At 40.4% G+C, this 13,511-nt stretch carries 13 protein-coding genes and 1 tRNA gene; 13 read left to right on the plus strand and 1 reads right to left on the minus strand.

The features are described from left to right. Positions 1–10 precede the first annotated feature (10 nt). The 4 genes from BKK50_RS03230 (at position 11) to BKK50_RS03245 (ending at position 3,476) form a co-directional block, all read left to right on the plus strand. Positions 11–382 (plus strand): YgiW/YdeI family stress tolerance OB fold protein, encoded by a 372-nt coding sequence (locus BKK50_RS03230; RefSeq protein WP_077415265.1) that lies wholly within the window; start codon positions 11–13, stop codon positions 380–382. A gap of 139 nt (positions 383–521) precedes the next feature. Then, positions 522–1,190: a response regulator gene (locus tag BKK50_RS03235; protein WP_077415267.1), complete on the plus strand. Its 669-nt coding sequence runs from the start codon at positions 522–524 to the stop codon at positions 1,188–1,190. Then, complete coding sequence (qseC, locus tag BKK50_RS03240) at positions 1,180–2,535, plus strand: quorum sensing histidine kinase QseC (protein WP_077415269.1); 1,356 nt, start codon at positions 1,180–1,182, stop codon at positions 2,533–2,535. Before BKK50_RS03235 ends, qseC begins: the two co-directional genes overlap by 11 nt. Positions 2,536–2,639: 104 nt before the next feature. Continuing rightward, positions 2,640–3,476 carry a DUF72 domain-containing protein gene (locus BKK50_RS03245; RefSeq protein ID WP_077415271.1) on the plus strand — a complete coding sequence of 279 codons (837 nt, stop codon included), beginning with the start codon at positions 2,640–2,642 and terminating at the stop codon, positions 3,474–3,476. 6 nt (positions 3,477–3,482) lie between these two features. Here BKK50_RS03245 and BKK50_RS03250 read toward each other — a convergent pair whose 3' ends face one another. After that, complete coding sequence (locus BKK50_RS03250) at positions 3,483–4,043, minus strand: YceB family lipoprotein (protein ID WP_077415273.1); 561 nt, start codon at positions 4,041–4,043, stop codon at positions 3,483–3,485. Positions 4,044–4,184: 141 nt separating this feature from the next. Here BKK50_RS03250 and BKK50_RS03255 point away from each other — a divergent pair, with 141 nt between their 5' ends. The 9 genes from BKK50_RS03255 to BKK50_RS03290 all read left to right on the plus strand — a co-directional run bounded on the left by BKK50_RS03255 (position 4,185) and on the right by BKK50_RS03290 (position 13,166). Beyond that, positions 4,185–4,868, plus strand: a complete 684-nt coding sequence (locus BKK50_RS03255) for an RIO1 family regulatory kinase/ATPase domain-containing protein (protein ID WP_077415287.1) — start codon at positions 4,185–4,187, stop codon at positions 4,866–4,868. 10 nt (positions 4,869–4,878) lie between these two features. Then, positions 4,879–5,013: a hypothetical protein gene (locus BKK50_RS13030; RefSeq protein ID WP_256843261.1), complete on the plus strand. Its 135-nt coding sequence runs from the start codon at positions 4,879–4,881 to the stop codon at positions 5,011–5,013. A 96-nt stretch (positions 5,014–5,109) separates the two neighbouring features. After that, a tRNA-Met gene (locus BKK50_RS03260) sits at positions 5,110–5,186 on the plus strand. 173 nt (positions 5,187–5,359) lie between these two features. Further along, positions 5,360–5,815, plus strand: a complete 456-nt coding sequence (gene rimP, locus BKK50_RS03265) for a ribosome maturation factor RimP (RefSeq protein ID WP_077415275.1) — start codon at positions 5,360–5,362, stop codon at positions 5,813–5,815. 17 nt (positions 5,816–5,832) lie between these two features. Next, a complete protein-coding gene (nusA, locus tag BKK50_RS03270; protein ID WP_077415277.1) occupies positions 5,833–7,320 on the plus strand; it encodes a transcription termination factor NusA in 1,488 nt (495 codons plus the stop codon). A gap of 12 nt (positions 7,321–7,332) precedes the next feature. Further along, positions 7,333–9,852, plus strand: coding sequence for a translation initiation factor IF-2 (gene infB / locus BKK50_RS03275; protein WP_077415279.1), 2,520 nt, complete (start codon positions 7,333–7,335; stop codon positions 9,850–9,852). Positions 9,853–9,944: 92 nt separating this feature from the next. Further along, positions 9,945–10,337 (plus strand): DUF3302 domain-containing protein, encoded by a 393-nt coding sequence (locus BKK50_RS03280; protein WP_425272386.1) that lies wholly within the window; start codon positions 9,945–9,947, stop codon positions 10,335–10,337. Positions 10,338–10,415: 78 nt separating this feature from the next. After that, positions 10,416–11,540, plus strand: coding sequence for an HlyD family secretion protein (locus BKK50_RS03285; RefSeq protein ID WP_244149410.1), 1,125 nt, complete (start codon positions 10,416–10,418; stop codon positions 11,538–11,540). 132 nt (positions 11,541–11,672) lie between these two features. Continuing rightward, the gene (locus BKK50_RS03290; RefSeq protein WP_077415285.1) at positions 11,673–13,166 is read left to right on the plus strand and encodes a nicotinate phosphoribosyltransferase; all 1,494 of its coding nucleotides are present in this window, start codon (positions 11,673–11,675) and stop codon (positions 13,164–13,166) included. The last annotated feature ends 345 nt before the right edge of the window (positions 13,167–13,511 follow it).

The following is a 13,511-nucleotide window of genomic DNA, read 5'->3' on the forward strand; positions in this document are numbered from 1 at the left end:
GGAAAACTTTATGAAAAAATTAACATTAGCCACATTGCTTGCCATTGCGACCTCAACAGCTTTTGCCGGTTTTAATGGAAATACCAATACCGCTCAAGGCGGATTTAAACAAGCGCCTGCACAAGTGATTAGCGTTAAACAAGCTTTATCGGAAAAAGATAATACGATGGTGAGTTTAGTAGGGAATATTACCCAGCAAATTGATAAAGATGATTATCTTTTCACTGATGGTTCGGCACAAATTAAAGTGGAAATCAAAGATCGTGTATGGAACGGTTTAAATGTGGGGCCGCAAGATAAAGTTAAAATCAGTGGAAAATTAGATAACGATACTTTTGAGAAAGCAGAAGTTGATGTATATAGCATTGAAAAAGTGAATTAATCATTGGAAATGGTGGGCATTTTGCTCACCATTTTATTTTGAAAGTGCGGTCACAAAAAACAATGTTTTTTGAACGTTGGCTTTGCCAACGGCCTCGTGAGAGGTGAACAAACGAATGAACGAGTTTGTGAATAAATTTATGCGAATTTTATTAATTGAAGATGATGCGTTAATCGGCAATGGGCTACAAATAGGGTTATCCAAATCTGGATTTGTAGTGGATTGGTTTACAGACGGAAAAACCGGTTTAAATGCCCTCAACTCCGCGCCCTATGATGCGGTTGTGTTAGATCTTACCTTGCCGAAAATGGATGGATTGGATGTGTTACAACAATGGCGAAGCCATAATCAGTCTATTCCTGTGCTGATTTTGACGGCGCGTGATACCTTAGATGAACGTGTAAAAGGGCTGCAAAAAGGGGCGGATGATTATCTTTGTAAGCCTTTTGCATTGGCAGAAGTTGTTGCACGTCTGCAAGCCTTGATCCGCCGTAGCTATGGACATACCACACCGCTACTCACCCACCTGAATGTTACGCTTGATCCGAACTTGCGAAGTGTTCGATTAAATAATGAACCGCTTTCTCTTACCACTCGGGAATATAAGCTGTTAGAGCTTTTTATGCTGAATAAAGATCGTGTGCTTTCCCGCTCAACCATAGAAGAAAAATTATCCACATGGGAAGAGGAAATTAGCAGTGCTGCCTTAGATGTGCATATTTATAATTTACGTCAAAAACTCGGCAAACAATTTATTCGTACCGTTCATGGTGTAGGCTACGCACTGGGGCAATATGATGACAAATAAAAGTTTAAAGTTCCGCTTGATGAGCGGATTATTTTTGATTGCCCTATTCGTGTGGCTAATTTCCACTTTTGTGGCTTGGAAAGTCGCTAAAAAAGAAGCCTATGAAGTGTTTGATGCTCAGCAAGTGCTGTTTGCCGAGCGTCTTGCTACCTCGGATTTACAAAATATTTTACTGGGTAATACCGAGTTCAATCGTGGTGGATTTAAACCTCTAAAACGAAAATATGATGACGATGCCCTGGCTTTTGCGATCTTTTCAAAAAACGGGGAGCGACTATTAAGTGATGGGGATAACGGCGATCATTTTATTTTTAGTGATAAAGAAGGATTTGCTTCAGCCTACATCGAAAACGATGATGATAAATGGCGAATTTATTGGTTACCGGTGGCACAAGGGGAATTGCGTATTGCGGTGGGGCAGGAAATTGAATATCGAGAAGAATTAGTTAATAAAATGGTTTTTGGACAAACTGCGATTTGGTTTGGCAGCTTACCGATTTTATTGGCGGTGGTTTTTTATTTAATTCACCAAGCCTTAAAACCGATTAATCAATTAAGCCGTGAAGTGTTACAAAGAAAACCGGGGGATGTGTCGCTGCTTGATACGTCAAATGTGCCAACGGAAATTTTGCCGTTGGTGAAAAATTTGAATCAATTTTTTGACCGCACTTCGGCGATGCTAAAAAGAGAGCGTCGTTTTACCTCTGATGCCGCCCATGAGTTACGTAGCCCTTTGAGCGCATTACGAATTCAAACAGAAGTCGCCCAGCTTGCCGGTGATGATAAAGCCGTGCGGGAACAAGCTCTAAGCAATTTAACCCTAGGCATTGATCGTGCCAGTCAGTTAATTGAACAACTTTTGACTTTATCCCGTTTAGATAATTTGAAAGAGCTTGATGAATTACAGCCGATAAAATGGCAAGAAATTATCCCTTCTTTAATTAGTGAGCTTTATATGAGTGCGCAAAAACGGCAAATTACCTTGTCGTTTGAAGAAAAATCTCTCCCTCTTGAAAAGAATGGCCAGCCTTTTTTGGTTTCACTTATGTTGAGAAATCTCTTGGATAATGCGATTAAATACGCCAAACCAGGGGCTTCGGTAAAAGCAATATTATCTAAAAATAATATTATTGTAGAAGATAATGGCGGTGGGGTGAGTGAACGTGATTTAGCCCGATTAGGGCAACGCTTTTATCGCCCGGCAGGACAAAATGAAAAGGGGAGTGGCTTGGGGCTTTCTATCGTATTTCGTATTGCAGAACTTCATCATTATAAAGTGCGGTTAGAAAATGTGATGGATTCTGGAAAAATCACCGGATTTAGGGCGATAATTGACTTGCCATAAAATATATTTGAGGTGATTCGGTTTTCAAGCCCTTTTCACCTTTCGTTTTAAAATGTCATTCTCTTTCTTACAATAAACATCCCGATTCTTATTGAAAATATTAAATGTCTCATATTTATATTGGAACAGGCGGTTATGCTGATAGGGATTTACTCGGTACAGTTTATCCTTTAGGAACGGCAAAAGAGGATTTTTTAACCCATTATTGTCGCCACTATGATACCGTAGAAATCAATAGTAGTTTTCACGCCCCTATTGGATTGAAAACGGTGCAAGGAATGTTGGAAAAATCTGATGGAAAATTGCAATTCTCCATTAAATTGAACCAAGATTTTAGTCATACTAGAGTGGCAACAAGGGAAAGTGCTAAACAGTTTCTAAATGCATTACAGCCGTTAGTTGAACAACAAGTACTTGCTGCGTTATTTTTACAATTTCCCCATCGTTTTGAACGTAACCTCAATAATCGTCGCTATTTAGCGGAATTGGCTCAATGGTTCACGGATTATCCGATGGCAGTAGAATTTCGTCATCCTAGCTGGCATTGTGAGGCAGTGTTTGAGGCATTTTGCCGACAGCCCAATTTAATTTGGGGAAATGTCGATTATCCGCCCAATATCGGATTGCCGCTATTTCAACTAAACATCAATCAAAATACAGGCTATTTGCGCTTACACGGTCGCAATGGGAACTGGTGGCGTGAAAATTCTGCTCAAGCACGGCACAATTATCGTTATACCGAAAATGAACTTGCCGAAATCGCAAATTTAGTTGTTCAACAAAAAGATCGGTTTGAACGACTGTTTATTTATTTCCAAAATACCACACAAAGTCATTCATTTTATAATATTGCGATGTTCAAGGCGCTTTTGCTACCTTTTGGCTTTGAAATGAAAACCCAAGTCGATGAGCTGCCTCATCAACAATGGGATTTATTTTGAGTATCTTTATAAAACGTTAGTCTCAAGTTCTAAAATACCCGGCTCAATCTTGATCCCTTTAGCAAATTTTTTGATTAAGACATCTCGAATATTACTTTCATCAAGGGTATAAATAGGGAGGGTAGAAAGTAATGCAGAAATACTTTCACTTAAAAACGGCATAGCGATTTGTAATTGCTCCATATATTCATTAGGTTCACCGGACCAACGTAAGATACGTAAATCTCGCAGGTAAACCGCACCTTTTTCCGGTTCATAGTAGGGAATGGTATCAAATGTCAGGTTTAATTTAGCGGGAAATTGTTTATTACCCAGTTTAAATAATCCTTCCGCAATCCCACTTATTTCAACACGCTTTTCCGCACCACGCCCAATTCGGGTGCGGAGATCTTTTAATTGATAATCTAACGAAAATAACCCGGGAAAACTGAATTTATCTTGGATTGTGGCCTTTTCTGAGAGATATTGATTGATTTTTTCTTCGGTGATGCTAAAAGGCGAAGCTTGCACTGTGGAAAAAACAGAAAAGCCCAATAATAACGTTAAAAATTGAGTGAAAATTTTCATAAAACACCTACAAGTTGAAAGGATTAAAATAAAGCCGTAGAATACCGTGCTTTTTATGTAAGGGCACTATACCATAAAATAATTATTTGGAGTGATGTTGTGATAAATTCCAACACAAATGCTGAATTTCACGCAAAGATTATGCGTATTTTAGAACAGCAAAAAGGAAAACGAATCTTTAAATTTAATGAAGGCGGAAAAGATTATTGGTTGAAGCAACCGGAAAAATTATCTGGTATTTGGTTGCTTTTAAAACCTCATCCTAAGACATCATTTACTCGTGAATTAGAAACGCTTTTGTCCTTAGCAAAACAAAACGCACCTGTACCTCAAGTGATTTGTTATGGTAACGATTTTTTTGTTCTTGAAGATGTGGGAAGTAGCATTTCTCAATGGGTTGATAATTTAAATGTTTCTGAAGATAAAAAGTATTTGATTCTTTCTGATGCAAGCCAAGCATTAATTGGGCTACATCGGGAAGGTTTGGTGCATGGGCGTCCTGCGGTCAGGGATATCGTTTGGAATGATGGCAAAGTCACTTTTTTAGATTTTGAATCACGTTCAAATAGCCAAAATAAAGATTGGTTGATTGTGCGGGATATGTTGTTTTTCTTTCATAGTTTATGTCGTGAAACAAGTATTTCTGATGCATTGGTAAAAGAAACAGCGGCTTATTATCAAACCCATTGTAATCCGAAAGATTGGAAATTAATGCAAAATTATTTATCTCATTTTAGCTGGGTTTATTATTTATTATTACCTTTTAAACCGATTGCTAAGAAAGATCTGATTGCGATTTACCGTTTATTTGAATTATTACATTAAAGGAAAAATAATGAAAAAAATGCTCTTGGCTTTATTATGCGCTATTGTTGTCAGTGCTTGTTCTGTTGGTGGAGGTATTGGTGTCGGAGGCGGCAGTAATGGGGTCGGTGTAGGTGTCGGACTTGGTACAGGATTTGGTTTTTAATTAAAGTGCGGTTAAAATTTTGAAATTTTTTTGAAGATTTTTAAAAAGTGCTTGATCTTTTGATGTAGCTCACTATAATACGCCACATCTTTCGGACGCGGGGTGGAGCAGCTTGGTAGCTCGTCGGGCTCATAACCCGAAGGCCGTCGGTTCAAATCCGGCCCCCGCAACCAATAAAAAGTTCAGTAAAGGAACCCCAGATTTGGGGTTTTTTTGTACGAAAAATTTAAAAACTGGGCTTAGGTTCAATGAACCTAACCCTTTTTTTACGCCTAAAATTCAATGCGATCTGTGGATAAACAAAGCATTGTAGTCGTGGCGTAATCCCATTAACAGGAGTAGGAAATTGGCGACATTAGAAGAAAATTTGAAAACTATGCTTGAAGGGGCGGTTGAAGATTTAGGATGCGAACTTTGGGGCATTGAATGTCAGCGTGCAGGCCGCTTTATGACAGTCCGTTTATTTATTGATAAAGAGGGAGGCGTTACCGTTGATGATTGTGCGGATGTCAGCCGCCAAGTGAGTGCCATTTTGGATGTGGAAGATCCGATTGCGGATAAATACAATCTTGAAGTGTCTTCACCGGGTTTAGATCGCCCATTATTTACTTTAAATCAATACGAACGCTATGTTGGACAAGATATCGCTATTCATTTGCGTATTCCGGTGATGGATCGCCGCAAATGGCAAGGTAAATTGGAACGCATTGAAAATGATATGTTGGTCTTGGTGGTTGAAGGTCAAGAACAGGTTTTTGTATTTGGTAACATTCAAAAAGCGAACGTTATTGCAAAATTCTAAAAGGAGGAAAAGAAAAAATGAGTAAAGAAATTTTATTGGCGGCTGAAGCTGTATCAAATGAAAAGTTATTACCACGTGAGAAAATTTTTGAAGCACTAGAAAGCGCATTAGCTCTTTCAACAAAGAAAAAATATGAATATGAAATAGATGTTCGTATTTCAATTAATCCAAAGACCGGGGAATTTGATACGTTCCGCCGTTGGTTGGTGGTGGATGAAGTCAAAGTACCAACAAAAGAAATGACACTAGATGCTGCACAATTTGAAGATCCAAATATTCAATTAGGTGATTATGTTGAAGATCAAATTGAGTCTATTACTTTTGACCGTATTGCGATGCAAACGGCACGTCAAGTGATCAGCACAAAAATTCGTGAGGCAGAGCGTGCGAAAGTGATTGAGCAGTTCCGTTCTGAGGAAGGAAAAATCGTTACCGGTACGGTGAAAAAAGTCAACCGTGAGAGCATTATTTTAGATTTAGGCTATAAAGCGGAAGCGGTGATGTTGCGTGAAGATATGCTTCCACGTGAAAATTTCCGTCCGGGTGACCGTGTGCGTGGTGTACTTTATAAAGTCGCACCGGAAAGCAAAACATCACAGTTATTTGTGACACGGGCAAAACCGGAAATGTTGGTGGAATTATTCCGTATTGAAGTCCCGGAAATTGGCGAAGAGATGATTGAAATTCGTGGTGCAGCCCGTGATCCGGGTTCTCGTGCGAAAATTGCGGTGAAATCGAATGATAAGCGTATTGATCCGGTTGGGGCTTGCGTAGGTATGCGTGGCGCACGGGTTCAAGCAATTACCAATGAGCTTGGCGGTGAACGTGTTGATATCGTTCTTTGGGATGATAATCCGGCGCAATTTGTGATTAACGCCATGGCACCGGCAGATGTTACCTCAATCATTGTGGATGAAGATACTCACTCTATGGATATTGCCGTTGATGAGGCGAACCTGGCACAAGCCATCGGACGTAATGGGCAAAATGTTCGTTTAGCCACACAATTAACCGGTTGGACACTCAATGTGATGAGCACGGAAGCGCTTAATGAAAAACATCAAGCAGAAGATAATAAAGCATTAAATTTATTTATGAATGCGTTGGAACTTGATGAAGAATTCGCCCAAATTCTTGTGGAGGAAGGCTTTACCAATTTAGAAGAAATTGCTTATGTTCCAGTGAGTGAATTAACGGCGATTGATGGTTTAGAAGACGAAGATCTTGTCGAAGAGCTTCAAACTCGTGCAAAAAATGCCATTACAGCGACAGCCGTGGCGGAAGAAGAAGCATTGAAAAAAGCCAATATTGAAGAAAGATTATTAAATCTAGAAGGAATGAACCGTCACATTGCCTTCAAATTAGCCGAAAAACAAATTACGACCCTTGAAGAACTTGCCGAACAAGGTGTTGATGATTTAGCGGATATTGAAGAATTAACTGCCGAACAAGCCGCAGACTTGATTATGGCTGCGCGTAATATTTGTTGGTTCAGTGAAGAATAAGGAGAATAAATAATGACAGATGAAGTAAAAAAAGCGGATGGTGAAGCACCAAAAAAATTAAGTATTCAACGCAGAACGAAAACCACGGTGAGCAGCACTACAACGGCGGGTAAAAGTAAAGCGGTTCAAGTGGAAGTGCGTAAAAAAAGAACGGTGAAAACCGATGCAGCACAGAAAGCGGAAGAAGCGGCAAAATTAAAAGCACAACAAGAGTTGGAAGCGAAAAAAGCCGCTGAAAAGAAAGCCGCAGAAGAAAAAGCACGCCTAGAAGCAGAAAAAGCCAAAGCGGAAGCGGAAAAAGCAAAAGCCGAAAAAGCAGCCAAAAGTGCGGTCGAAACTAAACCTAAATCTGTTGATGTGGAAAAAGAGAAACGCAAAGCAGAAGAGGCCGAATTACGCCGTAAAGCAGAAGAAATGGCTCGTCAAAAAGCAGAAGAGCAAGCCCGTCAAGCAGCGGAAGAGGCCAAACGTTATGCTGAAAGGGATGATGAGGATGAAGAATCTTCTTCAGAAGATTATTCGGATTATCATTTAAGCTCAAAATATGCTCTTGAGGCGGAAGATGAAGAAGAGCGCCGTAATGAAAATCGTGGTCGTGGAAAAAATAAAGTCGCCAAAGCGAAAAAAGGCGGTCGTGATGATGATAATAGCAAAAATAATCGAAATGAGCGTGAATCTAACCGTAAAAACCAAAAAGAAGGAAAATTAGGTAAAGGTAAAAACGGTAAGAAAGGGGCGGCATTACAGCAGGCGTTCACCAAACCGGTTCAAGTGGCTAAAGCTGATGTAGTAATTGGCGAAACCATTACCGTTGCAGAGCTTGCCAACAAAATGGCGATTAAAGCCACTGAAATCATTAAAATGATGATGAAAATGGGCGAGATGGTTACCATTAACCAAGTGCTTGATCAAGAAACCGCACAATTAGTGGCAGAAGAACTTGGTCATAAAGTGATTCTTCGTAATGAAAATGAGCTGGAAGAAGCAGTACTTGGCGATCGTGATGTGAATGCAGAAAAAGTGACCCGTGCACCGGTGGTGACCATTATGGGTCACGTTGATCATGGTAAAACCTCTTTGCTTGACTATATCCGTAAAGCGAAAGTGGCAGCCGGTGAAGCTGGGGGCATTACCCAACACATTGGTGCATACCATGTGGAAATGGACGATGGCAAAATGATCACTTTCCTTGATACACCGGGACACGCCGCCTTTACCTCAATGCGTGCTCGTGGTGCGAAAGTGACCGATATCGTAGTACTTGTGGTGGCGGCAGATGACGGTGTGATGCCTCAAACCATTGAAGCGATTCAGCACGCCAAAGCGGCAGGTGCGCCATTAGTGGTTGCAGTAAACAAAATTGACAAACCGGAAGCGAATCCTGATCGTGTTGAGCAAGAATTGCTCCAACACGAGGTGATTTCAGAAAAATTCGGTGGCGATGTTCAATTTGTACCGGTTTCTGCAAAACAAGGTCTTGGAATTGATGAATTGTTAGATGCCATTCTTCTTCAATCTGAAGTGCTTGAATTAACCGCTGTAAAAGACGGTATGGCAAGTGGTGTGGTGATTGAATCTTACCTTGATAAAGGTCGAGGCCCGGTGGCGACAATCTTGGTGCAATCCGGTACATTACGCAAAGGCGATATTGTACTCTGTGGTTTTGAATATGGCCGTGTGCGTGCAATGCGTGATGAAAATGGTAAAGAAATTGAGGAAGCAGGGCCATCTATCCCAGTGGAAGTACTTGGGCTTTCCGGTGTACCGGCTGCCGGTGATGAAGCGACTGTTGTGCGTGATGAGAAAAAAGCGCGTGAAGTGGCATTATATCGTCAAGGTAAATTCCGTGAAGTCAAACTTGCCCGTCAACAAAAAGCGAAACTTGAAAATATGTTTAGCAATATGACGGAAGGCGATGTGGCAGAATTGAATGTGATCGTCAAAGCAGACGTACAGGGTTCGGTGGAAGCCATTGTTCAAGCCTTACACGAACTTTCAACAGACGAAGTCAAAGTGAAAGTGGTCGGCTCCGGTGTGGGGGGAATTACAGAAACCGATGCGACATTAGCGGCAGCCTCCAATGCGATTATGGTAGGTTTTAACGTGCGTGCCGATGCGTCAGCCCGCCGTGTGATTGAAAGCGAAAATATTGATTTACGTTATTATTCCATCATTTATGAATTGCTTAACGAAATCAAAGCGGCCATGAGCGGTATGTTACAGCCTGAATTCAAACAAGAAATCATTGGCTTGGCAGAAGTGCGTGATGTCTTCCGTCATCCGAAGTTTGGTGCGATTGCCGGCTGTATGGTGACAGAAGGAATCGTTAAACGTAATAACCCAATCCGTGTGTTGCGTGACAACGTGGTTATTTTTGAAGGTGAATTGGAATCACTTCGCCGTTTCAAAGATGATGTGGCTGAAGTGCGTAGCAATATGGAATGTGGTATCGGCGTGAAAAACTACAATGATGTCAAAGTGGGCGACCAAATCGAAGTCTTTGAAGTGGTTGAAGTAAAACGCACCATTTAATGATTAGGCAGTCACCTGCCAACCTTTAAAATTGCGGTAGGATTTTTCGGTTAAAAAAACAGAGAAAAATCTCACCGCACTTTTTACATTATATGAGCTGTTTAGGCAGCAATGCAGAAACAGCGATATTTGGAGCAGCTATGTTGGATTATTTAGCCTTATTTTTTCTCTTATTTGCCTGTATTGTGATTTTTTATGCGGTGATCGCTATTCACGATATTCCTTATGAAATTGCCAAAAAACGCAATCATCCTCATTTAGAGGCAATTCACTATGCCGGGTGGGTGAGTTTATTTACCTTGCATGTGATCTGGCCTTTCCTTTGGATTTGGGCAACTTTATGGCATAAAGAAAATGGTTGGGGAAATGGCAATCGTCAAAAAGAAAAAGCACTGTTTTTAGGTGTAGAAAATCTCACCAAACAGCTTCCTGAATTGGAAAAGCAGAACCTAAAATTAGAAACCGAATTGGCAACATTACGTTAGGAATTGAAGGGCTTAACACAAAAATTAGCCCAATTAGAAAACAAGCAACATAAAAGCGAGGAGTAAAAGGTGGAATTAATGATTTTAATTATTTACGCTTCGCTTTGTGTGGGGATTTTTAAACTCTTTAAAATTCCTTTAAATAAGTGGACAGTGCCAACCGCTATCTTGGGTGGCGTGGTATTAATGGTTTCAATGTTGTTGTTTATGAATTATAACCATCCCCATACCAAATTAGCGACACAATATTATGTTTCGACCCCTATTGTGCCACAGGTTCGAGGTCGAGTGATTGAAGTGAATCAATTTGCACCGAACCAACGGATCAAAAAAGGGGAGGTGTTATTTCGTCTTGATCCCACGCCTTATCAAGCGGATGTGGATGCGAAGAAAGCGGAATTAGCAAATGCTATTCAAGCCGCCACCGCCTTGCAACTGGATGTGAATGCGGCGAAAGCCCGCTTAGAAGAAGCGAAATTGACGATGTTGCAAAAGCAAAGGGAAGCGGAACGTTATAAAAAACTGGTGGCAACACAAGGGGTAAGCCAATTAGAAGCGGAAATTAAAACCCGTGAAGCCTTAAGTGCCAAAGCCACTTATGAAACCCGTATTGCCGAGCTGGAAAAAGCAGAAAAATTACTCAATTCCAACATTAATGGTGAAAATACTACTGTTGCAGCGAAACGAGCCGCCCTTGAACGTGCCGAGTTTGATTTGGCATCAACCGTTGTGCGTGCGCCTTCTGATGGTTATGTTTCACAACAATTTTTACAAGAAGGGATGATGGCTGGGCGTTTAGCCATTCGTCCGGTGATGACTTTTATTGGCGAACAAAAACGCCAATTTGTTGCTGCTTTTCGCCAAAATTCCCTCTTGCGTTTAAAACCCGGTGATGATGCAGAGTTAGCCTTTCCTGCCATTCCCGGAAAAGTTTTTCCCGCTAAAGTAAAAGCCATTTTACCGGCGATTGGGGAAAGTGAAGTGCAAGCAAACGGCACAACCTACACCCGTAAATTCATTGATGAACAGGCCATGCCTCTTGTGTTGCTTGAACTTACGGAAGAGATGGATGAATATCAGCTACCTTTCGGTGCAACCGCTGAGGCGGCAGTTTATACCGAACACACCCACCATCTTGCGATGATGCGTAAAATCTTATTGAGAATGAATAGTTGGAAAAATTATCTCTATCTCGATCACTAAAATACCATTTATGACAAGACAAATATTTAGCTAAATGTTGAAAGCGGTTATATTCTATGATAAGAAATAACCGCTTCTTATTTGGTATCAACCAAAAAACTCACTTAGATTGTAACTAGGGTAATAAATTTTATGAGTAATCTATTAAATCATTATAGTCGTGCTAGCGCTATACCATCATTGTTATGTGATTTTTACAAAACATCCCACCGACTGATGTATCCTGAAGGTTCACAAATTCTTTATAGCACATTTACGCCCCGTAGTAATAAACACGCGCCTTATTTAACAAAGGTGGTATCCTTTGGTTTCCAAGCATTTATTACGAAATATTTAATCCATTATTTTAATGACAACTTCTTTTCTCGGGATAAAGATGACATTGTTTCCGAATATTCAGCCTTCATTAAAAAGACGTTGCAGTTGGATGACACAGGGGAACACATTAAACAGTTACACGAGCTAGGTTACCTACCCATCCGAATTAAAGCCATTCCTGAAGGAAAAACCGTAGCAATTAAAGTCCCGGTGATGACGATTGAAAACACCCATCCTGATTTCTTTTGGCTGACTAACTATTTAGAAACGCTCATTAATGTCTCCCTTTGGCAGCCGATGACCTCAGCGTCTATGGCATTTGCTTATCGGAGCGCATTGGTTAAATTTGCGGAGGAAACCTGTGATAACCAAGATCACGTTCCATTTCAATCTCACGATTTCTCAATGCGTGGTATGGGTTCTTTAGAATCAGCGGAAACATCAGGCGCCGGTCATTTAACCGCTTTTTTAGGTACGGATACGATTCCTGCGATCTCTTTCATTGAAACCTATTACGGTTCAAAGGGGCTAATTGGCACATCAATCCCGGCATCAGAACATTCTGTGATGAGTTCGCATGGTATTGATGAATTGCCTACATTTCGTTATTTAATGGCAAAATTTCCGAATAATATGTTATCTATTGTGTCGGATACGACAGATTTTTGGCATAACATTACCGTTAATTTACCTTTATTAAAAGCGGAAATTATGGCAAGACCGGAAAACGCCCGCTTGGTGATTCGCCCTGATAGCGGTGATTTTTTTGCCATTATTTGTGGCGATCCTACGGCTGATACCGAGCATGAGCGTAAAGGTCTAATTGCCTGTTTATGGGATATTTTTGGTGGCACGGTGAATCAGAAAGGTTACAAAGTTCTCGATCCTCATATCGGTGCTATTTATGGCGATGGTGTGACCTATGAAAAAATGGTGAAAATTTTAGAGGGGCTGAAAGCCAAAGGCTTTGCTTCAAGCAATATTGTGTTTGGTGTTGGGGCGCAAACCTATCAGCGTAATACGCGTGATACCTTAGGATTCGCCATTAAAGCCACCTCTATCACGATTAATGGGGAAGAAAAAGCAATCTTTAAGAATCCGAAAACCGATAACGGCTTAAAAAAATCCCAAAAAGGTCGTGTTAAAGTCCTTTCTTACGATACCTATCTTGACGGCTTAACCACAAAAGATGATTTTAGTGATGATTTATTAGAAATACTCTTTGAAGACGGCAAACTACTACGCCGAACGGATTTTGATCAAATTAGACAAAACGTACTTGACAACTCTCATCCACCATCAAATTAATAAGTCACTTTTGGGCATAAAATAAAAATAGCACGAAAAGAGCGGTCGGATTTTATCACGTTTTCCGCTCCTTTATTTAATCTCTCCGAATCGCTATTCCCCTTCATCATATTAAAAAAATTTTCCCTTATGACACAACCTGTCGCAGCACATCAAAAGAAAGGCTTTATAATTCACGGCGATTTTAATGAAAACCTATGAATAGGCTTGATTTTCACCCAAAGGGGATTGGGAAGTGATCTAAGAAAAATATAATCCTTTACTTCTTTTTTCCATCGTGACAATGGCATAAATTTATGAATAATCTATGGCTAGTTTGGAATATGATCGGTATTATGCAGCAGT

This window comes from Rodentibacter rarus, assembly GCF_001998965.1.
In the GTDB taxonomy this organism is placed as follows: domain Bacteria; phylum Pseudomonadota; class Gammaproteobacteria; order Enterobacterales; family Pasteurellaceae; genus Rodentibacter; species Rodentibacter rarus.